The organism is Klebsiella sp. 10-1 (assembly GCF_009758445.1).
In the GTDB taxonomy this organism is placed as follows: Bacteria; Pseudomonadota; Gammaproteobacteria; order Enterobacterales; family Enterobacteriaceae; genus Klebsiella; species Klebsiella scottii.
The window spans coordinates 1,238,624-1,258,968 of sequence record NZ_WQRE01000001.1 but is presented as its reverse complement, the minus strand read 5'-3'; the positions used below and the strand labels follow the sequence as shown (position 1 = coordinate 1,258,968).

Genomic DNA, 20,345 nt, shown 5'->3' with positions numbered 1-20,345 from the left:
GACGTGGAATCACTGCCCCCTGATAATCAAACACTTCAAAAAAACAATGTTATCAATAGCATAAGGGTAGTAAAGTAGAGTTAACTTTGGATATTATTTTTCATATCCGTACAAATTAATCCTGCCTGACAAATATTCACCTAAATATACTTCACTGATTTTACTGAAGCCTTGCTCCGCAATTTTACCTTCTAACCAATCACTGTCTTTGTTAATAATCTCAAGCAGATCATGGTTAGCTAACCCATCTACTATAATTGGGTAACGTATATTTTCATCGCCACTTTGGATAATAGTCAACTGCCCATTCTGTTCGAGAACCACGCGTTTTAGTTGCTCCACTTCATATATGCCATTTGCTCTTAATTTAAACATCAAATCATTTGCGGAAACACCATTTCTTAAACACTCTTTAACATTAACGCTGCCATTATGTACCAAGGTAATAGGCTTGCCATCAATAATTCGTTTAACGAAGCGATTATTCTCTTTTAAAAACTTAAGAACAAAAACAAGCAAAGTCCAGATAATCAACACTAGTATAAATTGTAGTACGGTTATCGATTCATTGTAAATTACGCCACCGATGATCCCGCCTAATACATAGTTTTGAACCTGATCCATTGCGGATGAGGGGGCCAGATTCCCTTTTCCCATGAGATTTATTTGAACAATCAAACACAGTATTCCCAGCCCCAACTTTATAATGATAGGTGTGTAAACAATCATTTTATTCCTCAATTTCTTATAATTTCTATTTCGGGGTTTATTAACGAGACTTCTACTAACCTGTAAGTCTTTTGATCCACACTTAAGTTGATACGGTAATAGGAATCATTAATTTTAACAATGACGCCATCCGATAATTGTACTGAACTGGGAAAGATCGAGTTTACACTCACATCTTTTTCTTTTGATAACAACCTCACAAAATTAACCATTTGCGATGATTGTGAGTGTACATTTTGGCTATCTGTATAATCTGCATACTGAACACCCGAAATGAAGAGTAAAAATAAGAAGGCGATAATCGTTAAGTCCCGATATTTAGTCTGCAGGCGATGACGCATATACAGGCTAAAAACGACAATGAGGATAAACAAAGTGCTAAATATAATAATATATTTTAAATAATCATTTATATTAGACTGCATTTGTAGATAATTTATTCCATAAAACTTCATCTAGGCATAACTCCTGATTTTTTAAGACTCCCACCTTTATTATAGTGATTCATTGCCATTTTTCACGCTGATGTTACATAACAACTAATAATTATCAGCTATCATCTGAGGTCTGTCATTGATTTTTTAAGCTGAAGTATAGATAAGAAGTATAAATCATCGATGGTTTAAGTATCTGGCGAGGGCGGTAGTTGGTTCGAAAAATTCCCTGATTTCCATTAACAGCTTAATCAAAGGCGCACATGAATAATGTCTGCTGCTTGCTCAAAGCAGCCTCTTAGAGAGTTGCACACGGCGGCTTCGTGCAGCAGACATTACACACGGCGTATTGTTAAAAATTTGTGTTTATGGAGAACGATGGACGTCAGCCTGGCTCGGGGAAGAGGATGTGAATACCGGCCAGTTATGCCGGGAACACACCCCCATCCCATATGCTGCTGAGAGCTAGTAATAATGCCAGGCTGACCTGCCCGCGAATAACATAGCGGATTAAAGCCGTTATTTTATGGGGGTGATTTTCGTCACTGAGCCTGTTTGAGCTTTATCCCCGGTAGTACCATACATAGACACCAGATAAACGGCACCATCAGGCCCGGCGGTCAGGTGGTTTGGCGTATCATCCATCGGGATATTAGCGACCAGTTTACCGTCCTTGTCCAGAACAGCAACGGTTCCGCCTGCACGCGTGGCGGCGAAAACCTGCGACGTCACGGGATCCCAGGCAACAGAGACGCCCCCGGCGCCAATGTAAGTATCAGCGAGAACCTTGCCGTCCGCATCAAGAACCACGACATTGTTTGTCTCCTGGGAAGCGACGTAAAGACGGCCGGTCTCCGGATCGCGAGCGATGTCGGTTGCACCTTGCGCCTGAGGTATTTTCACCGTCGTGCTCTTGCCCGTTTTGAGATCAATCCAGCCCACCCAGGGCGTATCGCGGCTGACGCCATAGAGTTTCCCACCGGTACTGTCGAGGGCAAGATCTGTACTGTAAAACTGGTCGCGGCCGCGGTTCGTCACGAACTCCATCTGACCGATATGTTCCAGCGTTTTGGTATCATATACCTCGATAAAACCGGTCAGCGCTGCGCTGACATAAGCCCGATTGCGGGCTTCATCAATAACCACATCGCGTGGATGTGTGACCGACCCTTCCGGAAAGACTTTCACGACGGAAAGCGTTTTTGCATCATAGACGGTCACCGTCTCGGCAAGCGTGTTCGTCGTCCAGACATGATTATGGACATTATCAACACCGACGCCGAAGACACCAATTTGCTCACCCTTTTTGTCTTTAGGCAGAGTAGCCTCCGCTTCGACAGCCAGCGTTCCAGCGTTCAGCCTCATCAGGCGGCTACCATCCTTCGGGCCGCGTGCAGAGGTCACGAACAGCTTCCCGTCGGCCGAAACTGCCGACTGGTAAGCCCGCTCACCCACGGGAATTGTTTGCAGCCTGAAAGCCTCGGTGTTTTTCGGGGGAACAATTTGGGACAATTTCAACATGACCTGCGAAACGCTCGCGGGATTTTGCGTGATAACAGTGAGTGGATGAAGGCCTGTAGCGGCATCGGCCGGAACGGTTAGCGGAATAGTAAGGTTTCCCTTTTCGTCAGCGGTCAATGGTTTCGGTGTCAGGACTTCAGTGCCATTCAGCATGGTGACGGTCGTGCCCGCCTGCAGGCTCTTAATCGCTATGACAGTTTTATCTCCGGGCTTAACGGGAACGTCCCGTGACCCGGCACGGATACTGCCAGGGAACGTCGTGGTGGCAGTTGCCCATTGGCTATCGGCGTATGCCGCTGTGGCGGTTGACATCGCAATAGCGGAGGCCAACAGCACTGAACGCACTGAAATTCTTCTCATCTTATCTCCATAAATTGTATTGATGCTGCATCTCAACGCAGCCACCGGTTATACCCCATGCGCTGAGTCTTACCTTCTGCCATGAGAAATATGTCTTGTTATAAGCGCATTTAACATACCACACCGATGTAAATAGTTATCATTACTGTTTTGGGTGGTATCTTAAATGCAGGGCGTTTTATGTATAGCTTGTGAGCGAGCTGTAGATTTCCGCTTAGGGGGCGGCATTGTGCCTGAAGAGGACGTCGCGATATGTTCCGCTTTCGGCTCCGATCGGAGTGAGGTAACGTACAGGAATATTTTTACCGGACGCAATCAACATGCCTTCCATCGAAACGTTTATGACTTTCCTGTTAGCTCTTACACTTCTGGAGATCTCTCCGGGCCCAGACATGATGCTGACCATCGCGAGGGGAGTTGGTCAGGGAAGGCGTATTGCTTTGCTTACAGTCATGGGGAATGTTTTCGTTGCAGGATCTGTGCAGGTATCTTTTCTGGTTCTGGGGCTTGTAACCGTTGTTCACGCCTGGCCGGTTGCGCTGGATCTGCTGAGGTGGGTAGGTGCCGCTTACCTGATCTGGTTGGGATTTAAGATGATCGCGACATCAGGCACAGATACCCGACTGCGGAAAACAGTCAGAATTTCTGACTGGAATGCGGTCAAAGAGGGCGCGCTGAACAGCCTGACTAATCCAAAATCTCTTCTATTCATGTTTGCTTTTCTGCCCCAGTTCGTCGACCCCGCCGCCGGACCTGTCTGGCTACAGCTGCTTGTTTTAGGCGGTATACAAAAGCTGGCCGGGATTATATCTCTGGGTTCTGTCGCAATGGCGTCAGGAACGTTCGGAAACTGGTTAGGTAAACATCCTGCATTTATTAAATGGCAGGAGCGATTTACAGGTGTTGTCATGGTGGCACTTGGCGTTCGAATGCTATTTAGTGGTTCTGGTGTTGTATCGACACCTAAAAATTACCCCCCCCCTCACCTGCCTGACACCGTAAGCACAACGTCGGTTTCTTACCCATAGCACGCGTCTTACGCCTCGGCCCGTGCCCTTTGCGCCAGGCGCAGACGTTGCTATGTATCATTGAACAAGAGCAGGTCAGTATTGAATACAGTATCAGGACAGCGAACTCTCAATAACTAAACGGTTCGCTGTACGCTCGTTTGAATGTAATGTCCTGAGGGAGTAAATTAATTTATAAATCAAAGACATGCTTCAGAAACTGCGTGGCTGTCCTCGAACATGCGAAAACGGGTAATGAGACCATCTTCAATGCACATATCGAATACAAATTCGGTTTCAATCAACTTACCTGTTTTTTTAACGCGTGATGCAAGCTCACCGATAGCCACGACACGCTTATCTTTGATAAGTATATCTTTAATTTCAAAATGTTCTGATGAAATCTGCGCCCTGATTTGCGCATAGAATTCTGCCGCACCTTTTCTTCCGTGTTTGCGACCAATCCAGGGAACTACACGAGTATTTCCCGCAACCAGCCAGTCTACATTTTCACTAACCAGTTCAGCTATTTCATGAACATCTTCTGCCGTGGCTATACGATGAAAAAAAGCTTCCGTTACTGCCTGGGGAGTTTGAATTGTCATAACCTGTCAGTCTCAGTAATCGTAATTAAGGATCTTTAGATTAATTGATTGTCTTAAAAATCACCTTATCCTCAGGTGCTGTTCAGTGATGCAATTGAGGAGCCGTTGGCACATTACTCAGCCAGCTTCTCCTTCAAAGCAGCCCGTCATGCCAGCGTGAGCAGCGGGCTTAACGTAAGATATTTTCCAGGCGCTCCCCTAATGGCGCTTGTGAAGTGGCCGGGGAAAATTCATGGTGAAAGACAGGCGTAGGTTGAAACCACCACCAACCACCACCAACCACCACGTGATTCGCCAAAGCCTTACGGGTGCGCAGCTGACCGAAAGCTAAGCAGCCTGATGATCGAGCGCTATAGTCGATCAGGGCTAAACGGGACGAAAAAAAACCCGCAGAGATATGGGCGGGCTGATTCAAGAGCGTAAAATCCATTTACTGCAAATAACATCATAATAACCGGGAGTTATTATATGACGCCCGGCATAAAAATACGCCTCCCTGTTTGGGGGGGATTAAGGAGAGAATCAGCGTGCCATCGTCCATTCCGTGGATACCAAAATCGCGCAAAGGCTGGTAACACATAATGCGTATATCAGTAAATCCCTCGCGAATTTCTTTTTAAAAATATCCATATTTGCCCGGACAGATTTGATAATGCCTCAGCCAACAGTGTTTCTCTATCATAATTAATGTATGCTAAGTTAAGCCAGCATCTACTAAATGAGCTATTAAATATCTGGAGTTGACAATGAGACGGATACGCGCCCCTTTATATTCAGTTGTATTACTGTCCTGTTTATTTATTACTTCATGCACACACACAAAAGAGAATGAGGTGAAGAACGCACATGAAACCGTGTCAAAGGAATCCGATATAGAAAAGGGACAGCTGGATGATTTATTATCTATAAACAATGGGTTAGCCAGCCAACCAAACAGATCAAAACCGTATCGCTATTCTATACAGATACAAACCGCTATTCGGAGCAAAATAGAAAACTACGAAGTATACAAAGGGAAAGAATGTGACCTGAATATTAAACTATTTCGTGATGGCAGTGTTGAAGATGCAACCATCAATAAAGGTGACCCTGAGCTTTGTAACATGGTCCGAACCGTAGTATTAAACTCTCAGCTCCCGCCCCCGCCGGATGAAGAGACCTGGCTGAAATTCAAAAATATCAGGATGGAGTTCTTACCATAAAAAGTTAATGAATCCTCGCGGATTTGGCAGCCATCTTAGATATCTTTTCTGATGCACTCCACCCCGGTAAACGCACCGTCCCTTTCGACGGTGTTGCCAACCCCTAAGGTAAACCTTAACAAACCACCATATTGAAGGCCGGGAACACCCTTGTTTAAACACCAGCGTTTAGTTCAAAGACTTTGCATGCTGGTACATGTAAACCCTTCCCGGCTGTAGTGAAGCCACGCCGGGACGTCCAGCGATGAGAGCCGCGTTTGCCCGCGCCAGAATACAGGCCCAGGCGCTACCGCGTCGAATTCATCGGCCCACCGACGGTACCAGGTGTTCACGGGATCGGTCCGGGTATGCTGTATTTCCGGGAACAGCCCGGTCTGAACGTCTGAAGACAACGGTAACGGGCAGAGCTTTCGGTGACCGCCGATAAAGTGCTTCCTCCACCGGCTATCAGCAGGCGTTGCTGAAGAATGAAAAACCCGTTCGACAAGTTCTGACTATGTGGGAACCATAAGCTGCAGCATTGGATAACGCTCCAACCATCTTTTGGCGGCAGCCCGCTGTTTAAATACGGGCAACTTTTCATCCGCAAACTGAGGCGTCGGCCTTAAACGAAGCTCGAACAAATCAGCGAGGCCATATGGGGCGATAATCTCAATAAGGCCCGTTTCGTCGGTTCTGACGGCGACAGCCGTGGCCGTTTCAGGCCAGTAGCGGATAGCATTCTCCGTAGAGTGATACGGCGCATTGCCGCCATGGTGATGCATTCTGGCCTGGTTCTTCACCGACCAGTCGAACGTTGAGGTCATTTGGCTAAGCGTTGCTTCCAGATGGCGATCGTAATCAGGAGTGCAGCGCGCTGCGTCAAACCAGACAACATCAACGTCTCCGCAGACAGGCCGTTGGCCATATCCATGCAGGTGATCCCAGACCGCATCCCGCACAAATCCGGCGCCGATCCAGCCGTCGTTGAGCCTTAAGGTTTGAACGGCATAAAGAGCCTTCATCCTCCCGGGATCTTCTGACAACAATCTCTGTAACGCCTTCTGATATTCCATCGTCATCCTCAACAACGCCATTATTGCAGAATATCTTAACTGCACTCTGCCGCTCGCGACATGCTTCAACGACCAGCGGCTCAAATAATGGCGGCGATGCCAGCGCTGTTCATCATATTTTCAATGCCTCACCCACGCTGCGGCAAAGATTCCACAGGCGATAGCAATTAAGGGCCGTTTAAGAACCAGCATCAGGATGGCGGTTGTCAGCAACGCCATCTGCGCGCCGCGGTCACCGGCTGCTGCTGTGGGAGCGAGAATTGCCACGAGTACGGAACCGGACATGGCCTGAATAAAGTTTTTTATTTTGCTGTTGAACGGCACAAAAGACATCACGTATACGCCGCCCCAGCGGGTAGCGAGCGTTACCAGCGCCATCGCGATGATAATAATTAAGGCACCTGCGTCCGACATCTCAATGTTCACTATTTTTACCTCCCGGCACGATCCCAACGATCCCTCCGGCCAGGGCTCCGGCAATGACGTGGCTATTTGCTGGCAACCATTTATAGGCCATCAGCGATGCGCCGGCCGCCACCGCCCAGATAATGAACGTCCGCGGGTTTCTTTCCCCCTCAAACACCATTGAGAGGAGAAAGCATCCCATCACCATATCGAGACCATAGCTTTTGGGATCGCGGATGGCGCTGGCGAAATAAAGCCCCGCCATCGTGCCGATAACCCAAAAAAACCACAGCGCCAGACCGCCGCCAAAGAGTAAACCCAGCCCCGGCTTTCCCCTGCTAAATGCCTGAATGGACATGGCCCAGTTCGCATCGGATGCGACCATCATGATCCCATAGCGCTTCGCCGGCGATAAATAACGTAACCAGGGGTACAGCGTGGCCCCCATTAAAAGATGTCTGGCATTAATCGCAAAAACGGTCGCCATAAGGGTGAATAACGGTACCTGCTCGCCCCACAGACCGAGCGTGGCGAACTGAGCATAGCCTGCGAAAACCAGCAGGCTCATCATGGTCGCCGTAAGATGGCTTAACCCTTCCTGCGACGCAGCGAGCCCAAAGGCGGCGCCAAAAACAGCCACAAATAATGAAATCGGCACCAGTTGGCGAAAACCAGAGCAAATTGATGAACGGCTCAGCAGATATAAATCGGGGTTCTTTTTTGTCATCTCGGGCATCGTATTCTTCCGGTCGCGTAAACCTGAACTGAGAGTCACTATGCCTGCATTGCACACTCAACAAAAACGCATAATAATTGATAATACTATTTGATTATCGAATACAAGGAACCAGCGTGCATTTTCAGGATCTGCAGATGGACTGGCTCAAATGCTTTGTCGCAGTCGTGGATGCGGGGTCGCTTTCCGCGGCGGCGCCTGAAGTTCATCGTTCCCAGTCGGCGGTCAGCATGCAGCTTAAAAAGCTTGAATCGGCTTTGGGTTGCCAGCTTTTACTGCGCGGCCCCCGGCAAAACCAGCTCACGCCTGAAGGACAAAAACTGCTGGGATATGCCCGGCGGATGCTCGATTTGCACGCTGAGACGCAGGCCGCATTTCACGGCGAGGAACTAACGGGGCGCATTCGCCTGGGCGTTCCGGATGACTATGCTGCAAAATACCTGACGCCTGCCCTCAAGAGATTTGCGCCAAACTTTGGCTCGATAGAGATCGAGTTAAGTTGCGAACAATCGACGTCGCTTATTCCTCGCGTGGAGAGCGGCGATTTAGACCTTGCGCTGGTCTCCCGGGAATATGCCAGCCAGGGGACTTTATTATTTTATGAACCGATGGTGTGGGTGGGTTCCGCGCAATTTGAGGTCTGGAGGCGCGACCCGCTACCTGTTGCGGTATATGAAAGCACAAGCATGGCAAAGCGCAGCGCTATCAACGCGTTAGCGCTACAGGGCCGGCGGTATAAAGTGGTGTACAACAGCTCCAGCCTCTCAGGCCAGATTGCGGCGGTGGAGAGCGGTCTGGCGGTCGCGGTCCTTACCCAGTGCAGCGCCCCGCCTCACCTGCAAATTTTGGGAAGGGAGCAGCTTTTGGGGCCGCTGGAGCCGATGGCCGTGGCCCTGTACCGAAGCCGGGCGTCGAAAGACTCTTTGGCGGTCGGGAGTCTGTATGAGTCGCTGCTCAGGACGCTGAGAACATCGGCTGCGTACCCTTTCGCTCCCGGCAACCCTGAGCCGAGGTGACGGCCCGTCTTGTGTCATGAACGGGCGTGGTTAACGCCGTTGGTTCACCGCGCCCGGCGACAGATCCAGAGTCCCGGAATAATCGTCAGGATTGCGGAAGATCCGTACGATCTCCGCGTGTCGTCGGATGAGAGATAACGATAAATTCGACGGGAAATACGCTATCGTTTCTGGCCTGATGCTCTGAACCGGGAGGGATTTCTAACCCCTGCTGAGCGCAGATCTCGTGCCTCTTACCTGCCAGTTCCATTGTCAGCACGCCCTGAAGCACGAAGAAAAACTGTCTGGAAACGGAATGATAGTGTCGCTTTTCGTATGTGCCTGGCGGCATTTTTTCGTGAATGACCAGCATATCCTGGCGGTTTACCAGATACCAACCGTCGCAATTATCACCCCAGACATAATGCCCGGCGTTGTCTTTTGAAATCATCGCCCTGCTCCTTTTTTACGCTACCCGCATTTCAGGTAAGAGATTTACTCCGCCAGGTAGCCGCCATCAATGGGATAAACGCCTCCGGTACAGAACCCTGACTTTTCTGACAACAAGAACAGTATAAAATCCGCCACCTCCTGCATTTTAGCCATTCTCTTTACAGGATGGCTATTTGCAAACGCGCGTTGAATAGATGCCGGGAGCTCATTAATACGCGGCGTGCTGACGTATCCCGGGGCCACCGCATTTACCCGGAGGCCCTGTTCCGCAAACTCCAGCGCTGCCGTTTGGGTTAAGCCAATAACGCCGTGTTTGGCCGTGGTATAAGGTGCCAACCCTGGAATACCGACCAGCCCATTGACTGCGGATAAATTAACGATCGCACCGCCGCCGGATTTTACTATCTGCGGAATTTCATATTTCATACCGTAAAAAACGCTGCTCAAGGAGGTCGCGATCACCCTCTCCCAGTTTTCGATGGTCTGCTGCGTAATATTTTTATTATGATCGCCGGTTATACCTGCATTATTAACCGCATAATCAAGCCTGCCAAAACGGCCCACGGCTTCATCAATCATACGCTCCACCTGCGCCGGCTGCGAAACATCGCACGCGATGCCCAAGGCGGTCCGCCCGTCGGGTGACAACGATTTAGCCTTTTGCTCCGCCTGTTCGCGCGATCTGGAGACCACGATCACCTTCGCGCCCGATTTATGTAACTGCTCTGCGACCACCTCCCCGATACCGGCGGTGCTTCCGGTGATGACCGCGACTTTGTCCTGAAAATTCATGCTCGCTCCTGTAAAGAATCATGATGTTTTTGCTCTACAGCAGCATATAAAATGGTAGTGACAGCTTTTGTCAGTACTCATCATCCAGGCTAAGGCCCTCTTGCTTCCTCCATTTTCGCAACAGGTGGACCCTGCTTTCATTATATTTATCGGCAAGCATCGAGATCCGAACGATCCTGTCGGTTCTGAAATGACGGAAATCGCTTCGCAGCTCACACCATCCGGCCAGCAGCCAACACTCCTCCATATAGACCAGCGCCACCGGCCATATTACCCGGGAAGATCGCCGATCGTTTTTATCGCAATAGGTTATTTCAATTTTATTTCTGTAGTTAATTGCATGACGTAGCTCAGCAAAAAAAGCCTCATCTTTTTCATCCGGCCCGGTCAGAAAAGATTGATATTCGATGTGCTCCTTTAATTTATCCGGCATAACTGAGCGTATTTTAGCCAGCGTGCTTTTGGCGATCTTTTTAAAATCAGAATCGGTGTTATGACATACCCAGTTTAGCCCGAGAGTGAGGGCGTTAATTTCCTGCGGGGTAAAAGTCAGCGGGGGTAAATGATAGTCAGACTTAATAATATATCCAATGCCGGAACTGCCCTCAATACACACGCCCTGCTGCTGGAGCGTTTGAATATCCCTGTACACGGTACGCACACTTATTCCTAATTTTTCTGCAAGGGTCAATGCTGTTACCGGATACCGGTGCTCGCGCAGTATCTGGAGCAATTCAAGCAGCCTTTGCGTTCGGGTCATAGCGTTTTCCTGTTATACAGCATATGGCGCTCAGCGAACTTCCCGGCGCCTGGCTCGAATAAGGACGCGATACGCAGAAAATCACCGGCTCCCGGGTTTTGCCCGGCTTTAGCCCGCCGTAAATTTTTTGCGTCGGAGTTGCGCGGGCTCTCCTGCGGGACGCCGAGGATTATCACCATGTTCGCTCTTTCCCTGAAGTGGCCGATTGCCGACGGCATAACGTTTATCAACAGCGGCCCGATGACAGACTGCCGAAGAATACCTCATCCTGGATGCAGCTACATATCATTCCTTTAGCTGAGATATAGCCCGTAGAGTTTAAGAACGATTTATGCGCCCGTTCCTGCGGGTCTGTCCGCAATCCAGCCCAGGCCTCGTAGCGTCATGTGAACAGCGTCATCAAGAGGAGTATGCGGCTCGGAGCCCAGAAACTTATGTGCAGGCGCACCGGCTGACGCCCCAGGTAGCGCATCTCTAAAATTTCGCGCAAGGTCGCCCTGAAAGGCGCGGCCATATAAATGAACCACCAGGGAAATGGTTTTATTTTAGCCACGCCGCCATAGCTTGCCACGGCTCGCTGAATCGCTTTTATCATTTCCGCGCCATCGGGGTCCCGGTGACCTTGTATATGGAAGTCCTGCGGCGGTCATTGCCGAAGTTGATGCCATTAGCCTGATATCAGCTGGCAAACGCCGATGTCTCTTGTGCCAGAATACCGGGAGGTCGCTCTTTATCTCTCAGATAAATTACTTTACGATTTTATCTGTTGCGCTAGATAATCAACAGCAAGGTAACTTTCTCGAACATGAAAACGCAGACTCGACGGGAAATCGGAACCCAGCTTTCATTCGCGCTTTATGGCGCGGCCAGCCGGATGAACCGATTGCATAAGCCTTTCCTTGATCCGCTGGGGCTTACCTTCCCCCAGTATCTGGTCATGCTTGAACTCTTTCGTATGACTCCCCGCACGGTGGGTGAAATCGGTAATAATCTCGGCATGGACACCGGGACCATCACGCCGGTACTGAAGCGTCTTGAGCGCGCAGGGCGCATATGTCGTACCCGTGACAATACGGATGAAAGGCGGGTTCTCATCACCCTGACCGATGAAGGAAATGCCCTGCAGGACAAACTTTGGTGCATCAGTGGCAGCATAGAATCCGCCAGCCAGCTGTCGGAAGCCGAGCTTGAAGCGCTTCGTGACACCCTGAATAATTTTGCGCAACCGGCTAAAGATACCGCCAGGTGAATGACGCGGAACAAGAGAACAGAGATGACGTTAAATAACCCGGCAGGAACCAGCATGAAGCCAAAACAAGCGGAAATCATCCGCCAGTCCATGTCTCTGTTTAACAGGGAGGGATATCAGTCGCCAAGCATCGATCGTATTTCGGAGTGCGCGGGCATCTCCAAAATGACGTTCTATCGCTACTATCCGGATAAAGAAGCGCTCATCCTTGCCATTTTACAGCTGAAAGAGTACGAGTTTATGCAGGCTCTGCAGAGCATTACTGCGGATAAATCCTCCCCGCGGGAGAAGCTGTTTGCCGTTTTTGAGTACTATAACAACTGGTTCACCTGTGAGGATTTCCATGGCTGTATGTTTACCCGCGCGCTCTTCGAATATGGCACCTCATCCCCGGCAATCCGGGAGAAATGTTCGCAGTTTAAATCGCGCCTTTACCAATTTTTCCGCGATATTCTCGTGCTGATATTAAAACCGGAACCGGCGGAACGGGTGGCGATGATGATGCTCATTCTTATCGATGGCGCAATCGCCGCCCAGCAGGCAGAGTCGTCAGAGTGTCGGGAGATCCCCCCGGGAATGACGGCCTGGAGCGCGGCGAAAGCGCTTATTTACTCCGAAGGCGGGACGCTCTGACCTTCACACGGCGTCGGAAGCCTTCAGCGCCTGCAGGGACTCAAGCAGGCAATCGTAGTAATCGCAGCATGTTTGCAGACGCAGCGTTGCGCCCACGTAGACTTCCTCCAGTGCTGCCGGATATTTTTTGCCGATGGGAACAATCACGTTATTCAGCCATCCATCGGCATGACCGATATCCACCGTGATGTGTTCCGAGTAATAATGCACATCGCGTTCCGTCAGGCCAATGCGGCGGCACCCTTCGACGAGTTTCTGATACTGCGGCGGATCCAGTAGCTCCGTCATCGCCATCACGCCAAGCGATTTATAGTAATGCTGCCGGTTCACGCCGCCGAGCATGAACGCGTTATACCCGGCAAGCCCCTGCCACTCATACAGGTGAGCGAAATGATTTTCGGGTAAGGCGATATCTCTGCGTTTCAGTAGATCCTTATACAAATTGACGTGAGTGATTTCGTTACTTCCCTGCCCTATCTCATCCCAGAGGTTTTGGGCAATCTCTGCCCGCGTTTCCGGCAGGGAGCCCACCAGCCCCATCGCAACCAGATCGAAAAACAGAAGATTAAGCGCGCTATCGCTTTTGAAAAAATAATCTATTTGCGCTGCGGAAGCTGAAGCGGAGAGAAAGTCGAAAAGCGGATGGTGTGAGGCTGGATGCTTCTGACATAAATCACGAAGCTCATCCACGATATTACCGGCGTTAAGTACGGGCTTATGCGAAATAAAACGTTTCTTTTCCGCCCGAAGCCACTCTGACTCAATATAGGTCCTTACTGCGCTGAGCAGAGGGTGGAACTGGTTATTCGCCGGCGCGGATAGCGGCTCAGCCAGCCAGGCCTGATAAAGCGTGAACAGCGCGCCGTGGGCGCACTTTCGTGCTTCGGGATCGGCAGCGGAAAAAGCCCTGACGCAGGTATTCTCCGTAAGATGCCAGAGCCTGTCTGCAAGAAGCGGATTGGCCGTCAGTTTCAGCGACAGTGCATTGCTGTGGATGAGCTGGTCAATCATTTCATCCAGAGAAGGCATTGAGAGAGAGGAATTACGCTCGTTGCCGGTGACATCATTCGCAATGGTACGCATTAATTTATCCCTGTAAAATGCATGGTATATATACGTTATAGTACAGCCAAACATGCTGCAATGAGATTTTTATCACTTCCGTTAAAAACAGTTAACTAAATGATAATATTAATTAAAATTCAAAACTTCATTTTCATTTAAAAAAAAGTTGATGTTATTAAAATTTTAACGTTACCATTTAGTACAGTTTTAAGCGATGCAAGGAATTAGCATGCCTTATCTGTTACTCACGCTGGCGGCCCTGTTCTGGGGAGGGAATTATGTCGTAGGGCATATTCTCGTTCAGGGTGCAGATCCGATTCTGATGACCGAAGCAAGATGGGCGCTGACGGCGCTGCTGCTGGTTGTGCTTTATCATCGGCAAATCGGGGAGAGTCGCATGCTGCTGCGTAAAAACGCCGCCACGCTGCTGATCTTAACGCTCTGTGGACAGGTTAGTTTCCCCTTAACGCTCTATATAGGCCTGCAGACCACCTCCGCGCTGAACGCCGCGATCTATATGTCCGCGACCCCCTGCATGGTTCTTATTATTAATCGTCTTATTTTCCGCGACCGGGTTTCGGCACGTAACTGGTTGGGCGTTATCTTCAGTACGGCCGGCGTGCTGATCCTCCTTTTGCAGGGCAACCTGCTGCACCCGGAGGGACTGAAGAGTTTCAGGTCGGGGGATCTCTGGGCTATGGGATCGGCGCTAAGCTGGGCACTGTACTGTTCTCTGCTGCGCAATAAAGACCGACGCATCCCTGCGAACGCTTTCGTCGCCGTCAGCTCGCTTGTTGGCGCCCTTCTCCTGATTCCGGTGGTAATAGTCTGGCTATCGCGACAGCCGGCCATCTCCTTCAGCGCATATCACGATGCTTTTTTCCTCAGCGGCCTGGCGTACCTGGTTATTTTCCCCTCATGGCTGGCCTATTTATTCTGGAATAAAGGCATTGCCGCGATTGGCGCTACTCGCGGTGAAATTTACACTCATATAATCCCTCTTTCTGGCGGTATATTAAGCATCCTGTTTTTACATACCCAACCGCATTTATATCATCTGGCGAGCGCTCTGTTAATAATGACAGGGATCGGCATCTGTTCCATCGAGAAAAAAGCCATAAGAAATTAAATAACAATCCCCGATGATTTAACCCGCTAAATTAAGGAAGCATTTATTATGCTCAGGATGTATCTGTATCTTATTCTTGCCGCATCGGTATCGGCGCTGGCAACGGATATGATCGTGCCCGCGCTGCCGATCCTACAAACGGCCTTTAATACAGATTACTCAACCATCCAGTTGACTATTAGCGGCTTTCTTGTGATATACGCAGCGAGCCAGTTAGTATCGGGATTTATCGGTGATAAATTTGGTAAATTACGGGTACTGACGCTCAGCTTTGCCATTTTCCTCGCCGGAAGCATCCTCTGTTTTATGGCCGAGAATTTAATGATGCTCCTGTCTGGCAGGGTATTACAGGCCGTGGGCGCCGGTGCCGGCCCCGTGCTTTCAAAAGCCATCGCCAAAGAAACGTTCCCCCCGCTGAAGCTAAAACGCGCGCTTTCCGATATATCCTCAGCCAGTGCCGTCGTTCCTCTTATTGCCCCGCTGGCGGGCGCGGTGATCCTCGGGCATCTGAGCTGGAACGTGATTTTTCTGATCATGGCGCTATTTAGCGTCCTGACCATGCTACTGTCCCCGCGCGCCCTCGCGCATCACGATCGCGTAGCCACTTCCTCAACCGGCGGATTTATCACTCCGGCATTTATCCACGGAACCTTGCTGGTTTCGCTGATCCTGAGCTCACTGTTTTGTTATATCTCGCTGTCGCCGGCGATCTTTATGCAGCAGCTTGGTCTGAGTACGATGAACTATTCCCTGCTGTTTTCAGCATCGGTGTTGTTTTTCATTATCGGTAATCAGGCTGCGAAATTCGAACAGTTCATCAATCCGTGGGTTTTATTTTTGCTAAACGCCCTGTCGGTTGCGCCATTTATCCTCGGCAGCCACTCGCTTATTTTATGCATTGTCGGCGCGATGGTTTTTAACTTCAGCCTTGGCGCTTATTATCCGACCGCTAACTTTATCGCTCTGCAAATTAAAGGCAATAAGACGGGGGTTGCCGCATCCCTCACCGGCTTTATTCAAACAGCGAGCGCCGGAACGATTAGCTTTTTCGCGGTAAAACTGACGGATACCGGTATTGGTTTCGACAGGACGCTTGGCGTAAGCAGCTTATCGCTGGCGATCCTGTCTCTTCTGGTAGTCACTTCAATGAAGGTAACACAATGGAAAACTGGCAAAAAAAGAAAATAGACAGGCACCCTCGGCGACAGGGCTCCTGATGCTGGTGACGTGGCCGATCCTCGTCGATATCAATATGCGATTTCCCCAGGGAGCAAGCTTTCACACCTTCACGAAGGCGCTGCTCGGCCCCGGCGCCAGCGTAGTCATCGGTATCGCGTTTTGTGTTGTGCTTTATTTGCTCACCTATGCGTATATATCAGGCGCGGCGTCAATATTAAACGGCCTCTTGCCTCCCGCCGGGATGGGCCGCGGCTGGCTCCCGATTGCCCTGCTGTCGCTGACGACCTCGCTTATTCTGTGGGCAGGCGGCAGACTACCCGGCTATATTCTCTCCTGCCTGATTGCGGTGAAGTTTAGCCTCTTTCTGCTGCTGTTCGCAGGCGCTGCCGGCGGCGTGCAGCTGCTCAGGCTGATGGAAACCAGCCGTGGAACGTCGCTACAGCACTACCTGCCAGTCATTCCGGTATGTATTATTGCCTTTGGTTTTCATGGCAGCATTCCCTCCCTGACGAGGATGTACAGACGGGACAATCACCGCGCTATTACGCGGTCTCTCTATTACGGCTTTGCCGTTTCGTTGCTCATCTACGCCTTCTGGCTGACCATTATCATGGGAGTACTCACTCCTCAGGCTATTCAGCATGTCAGCGACGAAGGTGGAAACATCGGCGCGTTTATGGCGGCCCTCAACATCAACCAGCCCGCGTCCGGCACCGGTCTGATGTTCATATCATTCGGATGCATTGCCGTTTTGGCCTCTCTGATGTCAGCCTCAATCGGCCTGTGTGATTATCTTGAGGATATGCTTAATAACCGGTACCGCCGCGCCTCGCGGCCGCTGGCGATATTTCTGACATATTTTCCTCCGGCCCTGGCCGGCATTTTCACCCCGCAAGGTTTTTTATCTGCTCTGGCCTTTGGCGGACTCTCATTAGTGCTGTGGAGTATATTACTCCCGCCCTCCTTGCTCATTAAGGCCCGACGCTCGTCGCTGCCTCCGGTATATACCTTCCCGGGGAATAACCTCCTGCTGAAATTTATCATTGTCGTTGGCGCCATACTTTGGCTGCTGATGATTTACGCCTTTATTTAACGATAAAAAATTTAAGCATTCACAACGTACTTCATAAGGAAAAAATTATGTCTTTTGTTAAACGCCGCACGGCGGTTGCGGTTGCACTATCATCTCTCATGATGACCTGGGCTTGTCCGGGTTTCAGCGCCCCCGCCTCCTTCGCCGAGGATATCGGCGTTCATAAGGAAAATACTTTCCCGGCATGGTGGAAAGAGGCGGTTTTTTATCAGGTGTATCCGCGTTCTTTTAAAGATACCAACGGCGATGGCATTGGCGATATTCGAGGCATTATCGAAAAACTGGACTATATCAAATCACTCGGCATTGACGCTATCTGGATAAATCCCCATTACGACTCGCCGAATACCGACAACGGTTATGACATCAGCAATTATCGTCAGATCATGAAAGAGTACGGCACTATGGCGGACTTCGATACGCTCATCGCCGAAATGAAAAAACGAAATATGCGCTTAATGATCGACGTCGTCATCAATCACACCAGCGATCGGCATCCGTGGTTTATTCAAAGTAAAAGTGATAAAAACAATCCTTATCGTGACTACTACTTCTGGCGTGACGGAAAGGATAATCAGCCACCGAATAACTATCCTTCCTTTTTTGGCGGCTCGGCGTGGCAAAAAGAGGCGAAGTCAGGACAATACTATTTGCACTATTTTGCCAAACAGCAGCCCGATCTCAACTGGGATAACCCGAAGGTCCGCGAAGATCTCTACGCAATGCTCCGTTTCTGGCTGGATAAAGGCGTTTCAGGGATGCGCTTTGACACCGTGGCGACCTATTCAAAAATACCTGGATTCCCCGACCTGACTCCTGAGCAACAGAAAAATTTTGCCCAACAATACACCATGGGCCCCAATATTCATCAATATATTCAGGAAATGAACCGGGAGGTCCTTTCCCGCTATGATGTCGCCACCGCAGGGGAAATCTTTGGCGTGCCGCTGGATCGCTCGTCGCAGTTTTTTGACCGCCGGCGCCATGAGCTGAACATGGCTTTTATGTTTGACTTAATTCGTCTTGACCGCGACAGCAATGAGCGCTGGCGCCATAAGCCGTGGACGCTCTCTCAGTTCCGTCAGATCATCAGTAAAATGGATACCACCGTCGGGGAGTACGGATGGAACACGTTCTTCCTCGATAACCATGACAATCCCCGCGCGGTATCTCATTTCGGCGATGACAAACCGCAGTGGCGGGAAGCATCGGCTAAAGCGCTGGCGACAATCACCCTCACCCAGCGGGCGACGCCGTTTATTTATCAGGGGTCAGAGCTGGGAATGACCAACTATCCTTTTAAAAAGCTAAGCGAATTTGACGATATTGAAGTTAAAGGTTTCTGGCATGATTATGTCGAAAGCGGAAAAGTGACGGCAGCGGAATTTCTCGACAACGTGCGCCTGACCAGCCGGGATAACAGCAGAACGCCTTTCCAGTGGGATAACAGTCATAATGCAGGGTTTACGTCCGCTACGCCTTGGTTTCACGTCAATCCGAACTATGTGCAAATCAACGCTGAACGCGAGTTAACTGAGGATAAATCGGTGCTGAACTACTACAAACAAATGATTCACCTGCGTCATCAAATCCCGGCGCTCGTTTATGGCGCGTATCAGGACCTCAACCCGCAGGATAATACCGTTTACGCTTATACCCGAACCCTGGATAATGAACGTTATCTGGTGGTGGTGAACTTTAAAGAACAGCCGGTTCGCTATACCCTGCCGTCTAAGGACGCCGTTGAGCAGGTTGTTATCGAGACGAATCAGCGCCGTGATACAGCAAAAGAAAGTACCGCGATCGCATTGAGTCCGTGGCAAGCGGGGGTATATAAATTACAGTAAGCCTGTACAGGACATTATCGGCATTATGTTTCCGCAATGTATTGCGCTATTGGACACGCATAAAAATACGCGGGCGATGATGTTCCAGAGGTGATTAAATAAAACGCACGGCCCCCGGTATAATATGGAAAACGGTACCGGGGAAGCTATTTAAATTTATTAAAATCGCCGCTGGATGGGGGGCTGACGCGATTGAAAAATAGCCCATCCACGCTGAAACTCTCTCCCTTTCAGACACCGGGTTTGGGCATGATAAGCCCACCTGTGAACGAAAGCCATTCCGATGGAATATTCACGATTGCGCCAGCGTAGGGTTTGTCAACTACCATTACTGGCCCTCGATATACTCTCATTTCATGATAAATACCAGTGCGATTCTATGAGCTTAGCGTGATCGAGATCAAAGAATTGAATCTACATATTTATGAGTATGAATAATCGTAAACTTATGTAATTCCGAGGTGGTAGAAATGGCAGTTAAAGATTTTTTTGTGCAGACGGAACCCGGCCGGCGTCGTTATGGCGTCGCGTTATTTGTAGGTATTATTGCCGGGGTAATGTCGGCGTTTGTAAAATGGGGAGCAGAGGTTCCTTTGCCGCCGAGAACATTTTCCGGCGGCCGGGATGAGTTTAACCCGCCGTACATTTTCTTGCGTGATTATCTTGGCATTGATCCTACTCATACGGTCTACACTTTTTCAGAACACATTATTAACCCGGTCATGGTTACGCATATTATTTTCTCTCTGGTGTTCGCCATTGGTTATTGTGTAGTCGCTGAGGTATTTCCTAAAGTGAAATTATGGCAAGGGGCATGGGCGGGGATCGTCGCCACCATTGCTGTTCACTGGATCTCATTCCCGTTACTGGGCCTGACGCCATCATTGCTCAATATCCCCGCCAGTGAATATATCTCTGAACTTGTCGGACATATATTTTGGTTCTGGGCGATTGAGATGATCCGTCGCGATCTGCGTAACCGTATTACTCACCAACCCGACGCAGAAGTCCCTCTGAGCTCTCCGTTCAGGTAATCCGGACCGCACTGCAAAAATTGGCCTCAAGGGGGGAGTAAAGTGCACGATTTTTTTGCCCC

22 protein-coding genes and 1 pseudogene are annotated in these 20,345 nt (G+C 49.8%); 10 read left to right on the top strand and 13 right to left on the bottom strand.

What is annotated here, in order from left to right:
• Positions 1 to 93: 93 nt before the first annotated feature.
• The 3 genes from GO007_RS06050 to GO007_RS06040 all read right to left on the bottom strand — a co-directional run bounded on the left by GO007_RS06050 (position 94) and on the right by GO007_RS06040 (position 3,044).
• Complete coding sequence (locus GO007_RS06050; protein ID WP_095096816.1) at positions 94 to 729, bottom strand: DUF421 domain-containing protein; 636 nt, start codon at positions 727 to 729, stop codon at positions 94 to 96.
• An 8-nt stretch (positions 730 to 737) separates the two neighbouring features.
• Positions 738 to 1,184: a DUF3290 domain-containing protein gene (locus GO007_RS06045; RefSeq protein WP_095096813.1), complete on the bottom strand. Its 447-nt coding sequence runs from the start codon at positions 1,182 to 1,184 to the stop codon at positions 738 to 740.
• A 498-nt stretch (positions 1,185 to 1,682) separates the two neighbouring features.
• Positions 1,683 to 3,044 carry a YncE family protein gene (locus tag GO007_RS06040; protein ID WP_095096810.1) on the bottom strand — a complete coding sequence of 454 codons (1,362 nt, stop codon included), beginning with the start codon at positions 3,042 to 3,044 and terminating at the stop codon, positions 1,683 to 1,685.
• Positions 3,045 to 3,364: 320 nt separating this feature from the next.
• Here GO007_RS06040 and GO007_RS06035 point away from each other — a divergent pair, with 320 nt between their 5' ends.
• The gene (locus tag GO007_RS06035; RefSeq protein WP_095096807.1) at positions 3,365 to 4,072 is read left to right on the top strand and encodes a LysE family translocator; all 708 of its coding nucleotides are present in this window, start codon (positions 3,365 to 3,367) and stop codon (positions 4,070 to 4,072) included.
• Between the two features lie 179 nt (positions 4,073 to 4,251).
• On the opposite strand, the gene GO007_RS06030 is transcribed toward GO007_RS06035, so the two are convergent.
• Positions 4,252 to 4,656, bottom strand: a complete 405-nt coding sequence (locus GO007_RS06030) for a nuclear transport factor 2 family protein (RefSeq protein WP_095096805.1) — start codon at positions 4,654 to 4,656, stop codon at positions 4,252 to 4,254.
• 833 nt (positions 4,657 to 5,489) lie between these two features.
• Between GO007_RS06030 and GO007_RS06025 the strand changes: the two genes are divergently transcribed.
• Positions 5,490 to 5,858 (top strand): cell envelope integrity TolA C-terminal domain-containing protein, encoded by a 369-nt coding sequence (locus GO007_RS06025; RefSeq protein ID WP_157349084.1) that lies wholly within the window; start codon positions 5,490 to 5,492, stop codon positions 5,856 to 5,858.
• Positions 5,859 to 6,031: 173 nt separating this feature from the next.
• Here GO007_RS06025 and GO007_RS06020 read toward each other — a convergent pair whose 3' ends face one another.
• The 4 genes from GO007_RS06020 to GO007_RS06005 all read right to left on the bottom strand — a co-directional run bounded on the left by GO007_RS06020 (position 6,032) and on the right by GO007_RS06005 (position 8,054).
• The gene (locus GO007_RS06020) at positions 6,032 to 6,283 is read right to left on the bottom strand and encodes a plasmid SOS inhibition protein A (RefSeq protein WP_143350151.1); all 252 of its coding nucleotides are present in this window, start codon (positions 6,281 to 6,283) and stop codon (positions 6,032 to 6,034) included.
• A 69-nt stretch (positions 6,284 to 6,352) separates the two neighbouring features.
• A complete protein-coding gene (locus tag GO007_RS06015; protein WP_095098096.1) occupies positions 6,353 to 6,913 on the bottom strand; it encodes a nucleotidyltransferase family protein in 561 nt (186 codons plus the stop codon).
• Between the two features lie 120 nt (positions 6,914 to 7,033).
• The gene (locus GO007_RS06010) at positions 7,034 to 7,339 is read right to left on the bottom strand and encodes an AzlD family protein (protein ID WP_095096799.1); all 306 of its coding nucleotides are present in this window, start codon (positions 7,337 to 7,339) and stop codon (positions 7,034 to 7,036) included.
• Positions 7,329 to 8,054 (bottom strand): AzlC family ABC transporter permease, encoded by a 726-nt coding sequence (locus tag GO007_RS06005; protein WP_223261756.1) that lies wholly within the window; start codon positions 8,052 to 8,054, stop codon positions 7,329 to 7,331. Before GO007_RS06005 ends, GO007_RS06010 begins: the two co-directional genes overlap by 11 nt.
• 137 nt (positions 8,055 to 8,191) lie before the next feature.
• Here GO007_RS06005 and GO007_RS06000 point away from each other — a divergent pair, with 137 nt between their 5' ends.
• Entirely contained in the window at positions 8,192 to 9,070 is an 879-nt protein-coding gene (locus GO007_RS06000) for a LysR family transcriptional regulator (RefSeq protein ID WP_157349082.1), read from the top strand.
• 85 nt (positions 9,071 to 9,155) lie between these two features.
• Here GO007_RS06000 and GO007_RS05995 read toward each other — a convergent pair whose 3' ends face one another.
• The 4 genes and pseudogenes from GO007_RS05995 to GO007_RS05980 form a co-directional block, all read right to left on the bottom strand.
• Positions 9,156 to 9,500 carry a cupin domain-containing protein gene (locus GO007_RS05995; RefSeq protein WP_095096793.1) on the bottom strand — a complete coding sequence of 115 codons (345 nt, stop codon included), beginning with the start codon at positions 9,498 to 9,500 and terminating at the stop codon, positions 9,156 to 9,158.
• 44 nt (positions 9,501 to 9,544) lie between these two features.
• Complete coding sequence (locus GO007_RS05990; RefSeq protein WP_095096790.1) at positions 9,545 to 10,294, bottom strand: SDR family NAD(P)-dependent oxidoreductase; 750 nt, start codon at positions 10,292 to 10,294, stop codon at positions 9,545 to 9,547.
• Positions 10,295 to 10,364: 70 nt separating this feature from the next.
• On the bottom strand, positions 10,365 to 11,054 hold the full coding sequence (locus GO007_RS05985; RefSeq protein ID WP_095096787.1) for a helix-turn-helix transcriptional regulator: 690 nt from the start codon (positions 11,052 to 11,054) through the stop codon (positions 10,365 to 10,367).
• A 329-nt stretch (positions 11,055 to 11,383) separates the two neighbouring features.
• A pseudogene (locus GO007_RS05980) lies at positions 11,384 to 11,688 on the bottom strand (NAD-dependent epimerase); the annotation flags it as partial.
• A 171-nt stretch (positions 11,689 to 11,859) separates the two neighbouring features.
• On the opposite strand from GO007_RS05980, the gene GO007_RS05975 reads away from it, so the two are divergent.
• Together GO007_RS05975 and GO007_RS05970 are read left to right on the top strand one after the other, a co-directional pair.
• Complete coding sequence (locus GO007_RS05975; protein ID WP_223261755.1) at positions 11,860 to 12,303, top strand: MarR family winged helix-turn-helix transcriptional regulator; 444 nt, start codon at positions 11,860 to 11,862, stop codon at positions 12,301 to 12,303.
• Positions 12,304 to 12,357: 54 nt separating this feature from the next.
• A complete protein-coding gene (locus GO007_RS05970) occupies positions 12,358 to 12,936 on the top strand; it encodes a TetR/AcrR family transcriptional regulator (RefSeq protein WP_095096782.1) in 579 nt (192 codons plus the stop codon).
• 3 nt (positions 12,937 to 12,939) lie between these two features.
• Here the strand turns inward: GO007_RS05970 and GO007_RS05965 are convergent, their stop codons facing one another.
• On the bottom strand, positions 12,940 to 14,019 hold the full coding sequence (locus GO007_RS05965) for an iron-containing redox enzyme family protein (protein ID WP_095096779.1): 1,080 nt from the start codon (positions 14,017 to 14,019) through the stop codon (positions 12,940 to 12,942).
• A 211-nt stretch (positions 14,020 to 14,230) separates the two neighbouring features.
• Here GO007_RS05965 and GO007_RS05960 point away from each other — a divergent pair, with 211 nt between their 5' ends.
• The 5 genes from GO007_RS05960 (at position 14,231) to GO007_RS05940 (ending at position 20,283) form a co-directional block, all read left to right on the top strand.
• Entirely contained in the window at positions 14,231 to 15,130 is a 900-nt protein-coding gene (locus GO007_RS05960) for a DMT family transporter (RefSeq protein ID WP_095096776.1), read from the top strand.
• A gap of 48 nt (positions 15,131 to 15,178) precedes the next feature.
• The gene (locus tag GO007_RS05955) at positions 15,179 to 16,318 is read left to right on the top strand and encodes an MFS transporter (RefSeq protein WP_095096773.1); all 1,140 of its coding nucleotides are present in this window, start codon (positions 15,179 to 15,181) and stop codon (positions 16,316 to 16,318) included.
• Positions 16,319 to 16,346: 28 nt separating this feature from the next.
• Entirely contained in the window at positions 16,347 to 17,402 is a 1,056-nt protein-coding gene (locus tag GO007_RS05950; RefSeq protein ID WP_095096770.1) for an aromatic amino acid transport family protein, read from the top strand.
• A gap of 98 nt (positions 17,403 to 17,500) precedes the next feature.
• Positions 17,501 to 19,249 (top strand): glycoside hydrolase family 13 protein, encoded by a 1,749-nt coding sequence (locus GO007_RS05945; protein ID WP_370525526.1) that lies wholly within the window; start codon positions 17,501 to 17,503, stop codon positions 19,247 to 19,249.
• A 470-nt stretch (positions 19,250 to 19,719) separates the two neighbouring features.
• Entirely contained in the window at positions 19,720 to 20,283 is a 564-nt protein-coding gene (locus GO007_RS05940; protein WP_095096765.1) for a YagU family protein, read from the top strand.
• Positions 20,284 to 20,345: the final 62 nt, after the last annotated feature.

Excerpts from the sequence above, each read along its gene's own strand:
- GO007_RS05960 (WP_095096776.1), top strand. The coding sequence starts at position 14,231 with ATGCCTTATCTGTTACTCACGCTGGCGGCCCTGTTCTGGGGAGGGAAT.
- GO007_RS06030 (WP_095096805.1), bottom strand. The coding sequence starts at position 4,656 with ATGACAATTCAAACTCCCCAGGCAGTAACGGAAGCTTTTTTTCATCGT.
- GO007_RS05975 (WP_223261755.1), top strand. The coding sequence starts at position 11,860 with ATGAAAACGCAGACTCGACGGGAAATCGGAACCCAGCTTTCATTCGCG.
- GO007_RS06045 (WP_095096813.1), bottom strand. The coding sequence starts at position 1,184 with ATGAAGTTTTATGGAATAAATTATCTACAAATGCAGTCTAATATAAAT.
- GO007_RS05970 (WP_095096782.1), top strand. The coding sequence starts at position 12,358 with ATGAAGCCAAAACAAGCGGAAATCATCCGCCAGTCCATGTCTCTGTTT.
- GO007_RS05985 (WP_095096787.1), bottom strand. The coding sequence starts at position 11,054 with ATGACCCGAACGCAAAGGCTGCTTGAATTGCTCCAGATACTGCGCGAG.
- GO007_RS06050 (WP_095096816.1), bottom strand. The coding sequence starts at position 729 with ATGATTGTTTACACACCTATCATTATAAAGTTGGGGCTGGGAATACTG.
- GO007_RS05945 (WP_370525526.1), top strand. The coding sequence starts at position 17,501 with ATGATGACCTGGGCTTGTCCGGGTTTCAGCGCCCCCGCCTCCTTCGCC.
- GO007_RS05940 (WP_095096765.1), top strand. The coding sequence starts at position 19,720 with ATGGCAGTTAAAGATTTTTTTGTGCAGACGGAACCCGGCCGGCGTCGT.
- GO007_RS06035 (WP_095096807.1), top strand. The coding sequence starts at position 3,365 with ATGCCTTCCATCGAAACGTTTATGACTTTCCTGTTAGCTCTTACACTT.
- GO007_RS06000 (WP_157349082.1), top strand. The coding sequence starts at position 8,192 with ATGGACTGGCTCAAATGCTTTGTCGCAGTCGTGGATGCGGGGTCGCTT.
- GO007_RS05990 (WP_095096790.1), bottom strand. The coding sequence starts at position 10,294 with ATGAATTTTCAGGACAAAGTCGCGGTCATCACCGGAAGCACCGCCGGT.
- GO007_RS06015 (WP_095098096.1), bottom strand. The coding sequence starts at position 6,913 with ATGGAATATCAGAAGGCGTTACAGAGATTGTTGTCAGAAGATCCCGGG.
- GO007_RS06005 (WP_223261756.1), bottom strand. The coding sequence starts at position 8,054 with ATGCCCGAGATGACAAAAAAGAACCCCGATTTATATCTGCTGAGCCGT.
- GO007_RS05950 (WP_095096770.1), top strand. The coding sequence starts at position 16,347 with ATGCTGGTGACGTGGCCGATCCTCGTCGATATCAATATGCGATTTCCC.
- GO007_RS05955 (WP_095096773.1), top strand. The coding sequence starts at position 15,179 with ATGCTCAGGATGTATCTGTATCTTATTCTTGCCGCATCGGTATCGGCG.
- GO007_RS05965 (WP_095096779.1), bottom strand. The coding sequence starts at position 14,019 with ATGCGTACCATTGCGAATGATGTCACCGGCAACGAGCGTAATTCCTCT.
- GO007_RS05995 (WP_095096793.1), bottom strand. The coding sequence starts at position 9,500 with ATGATTTCAAAAGACAACGCCGGGCATTATGTCTGGGGTGATAATTGC.
- GO007_RS06040 (WP_095096810.1), bottom strand. The coding sequence starts at position 3,044 with ATGAGAAGAATTTCAGTGCGTTCAGTGCTGTTGGCCTCCGCTATTGCG.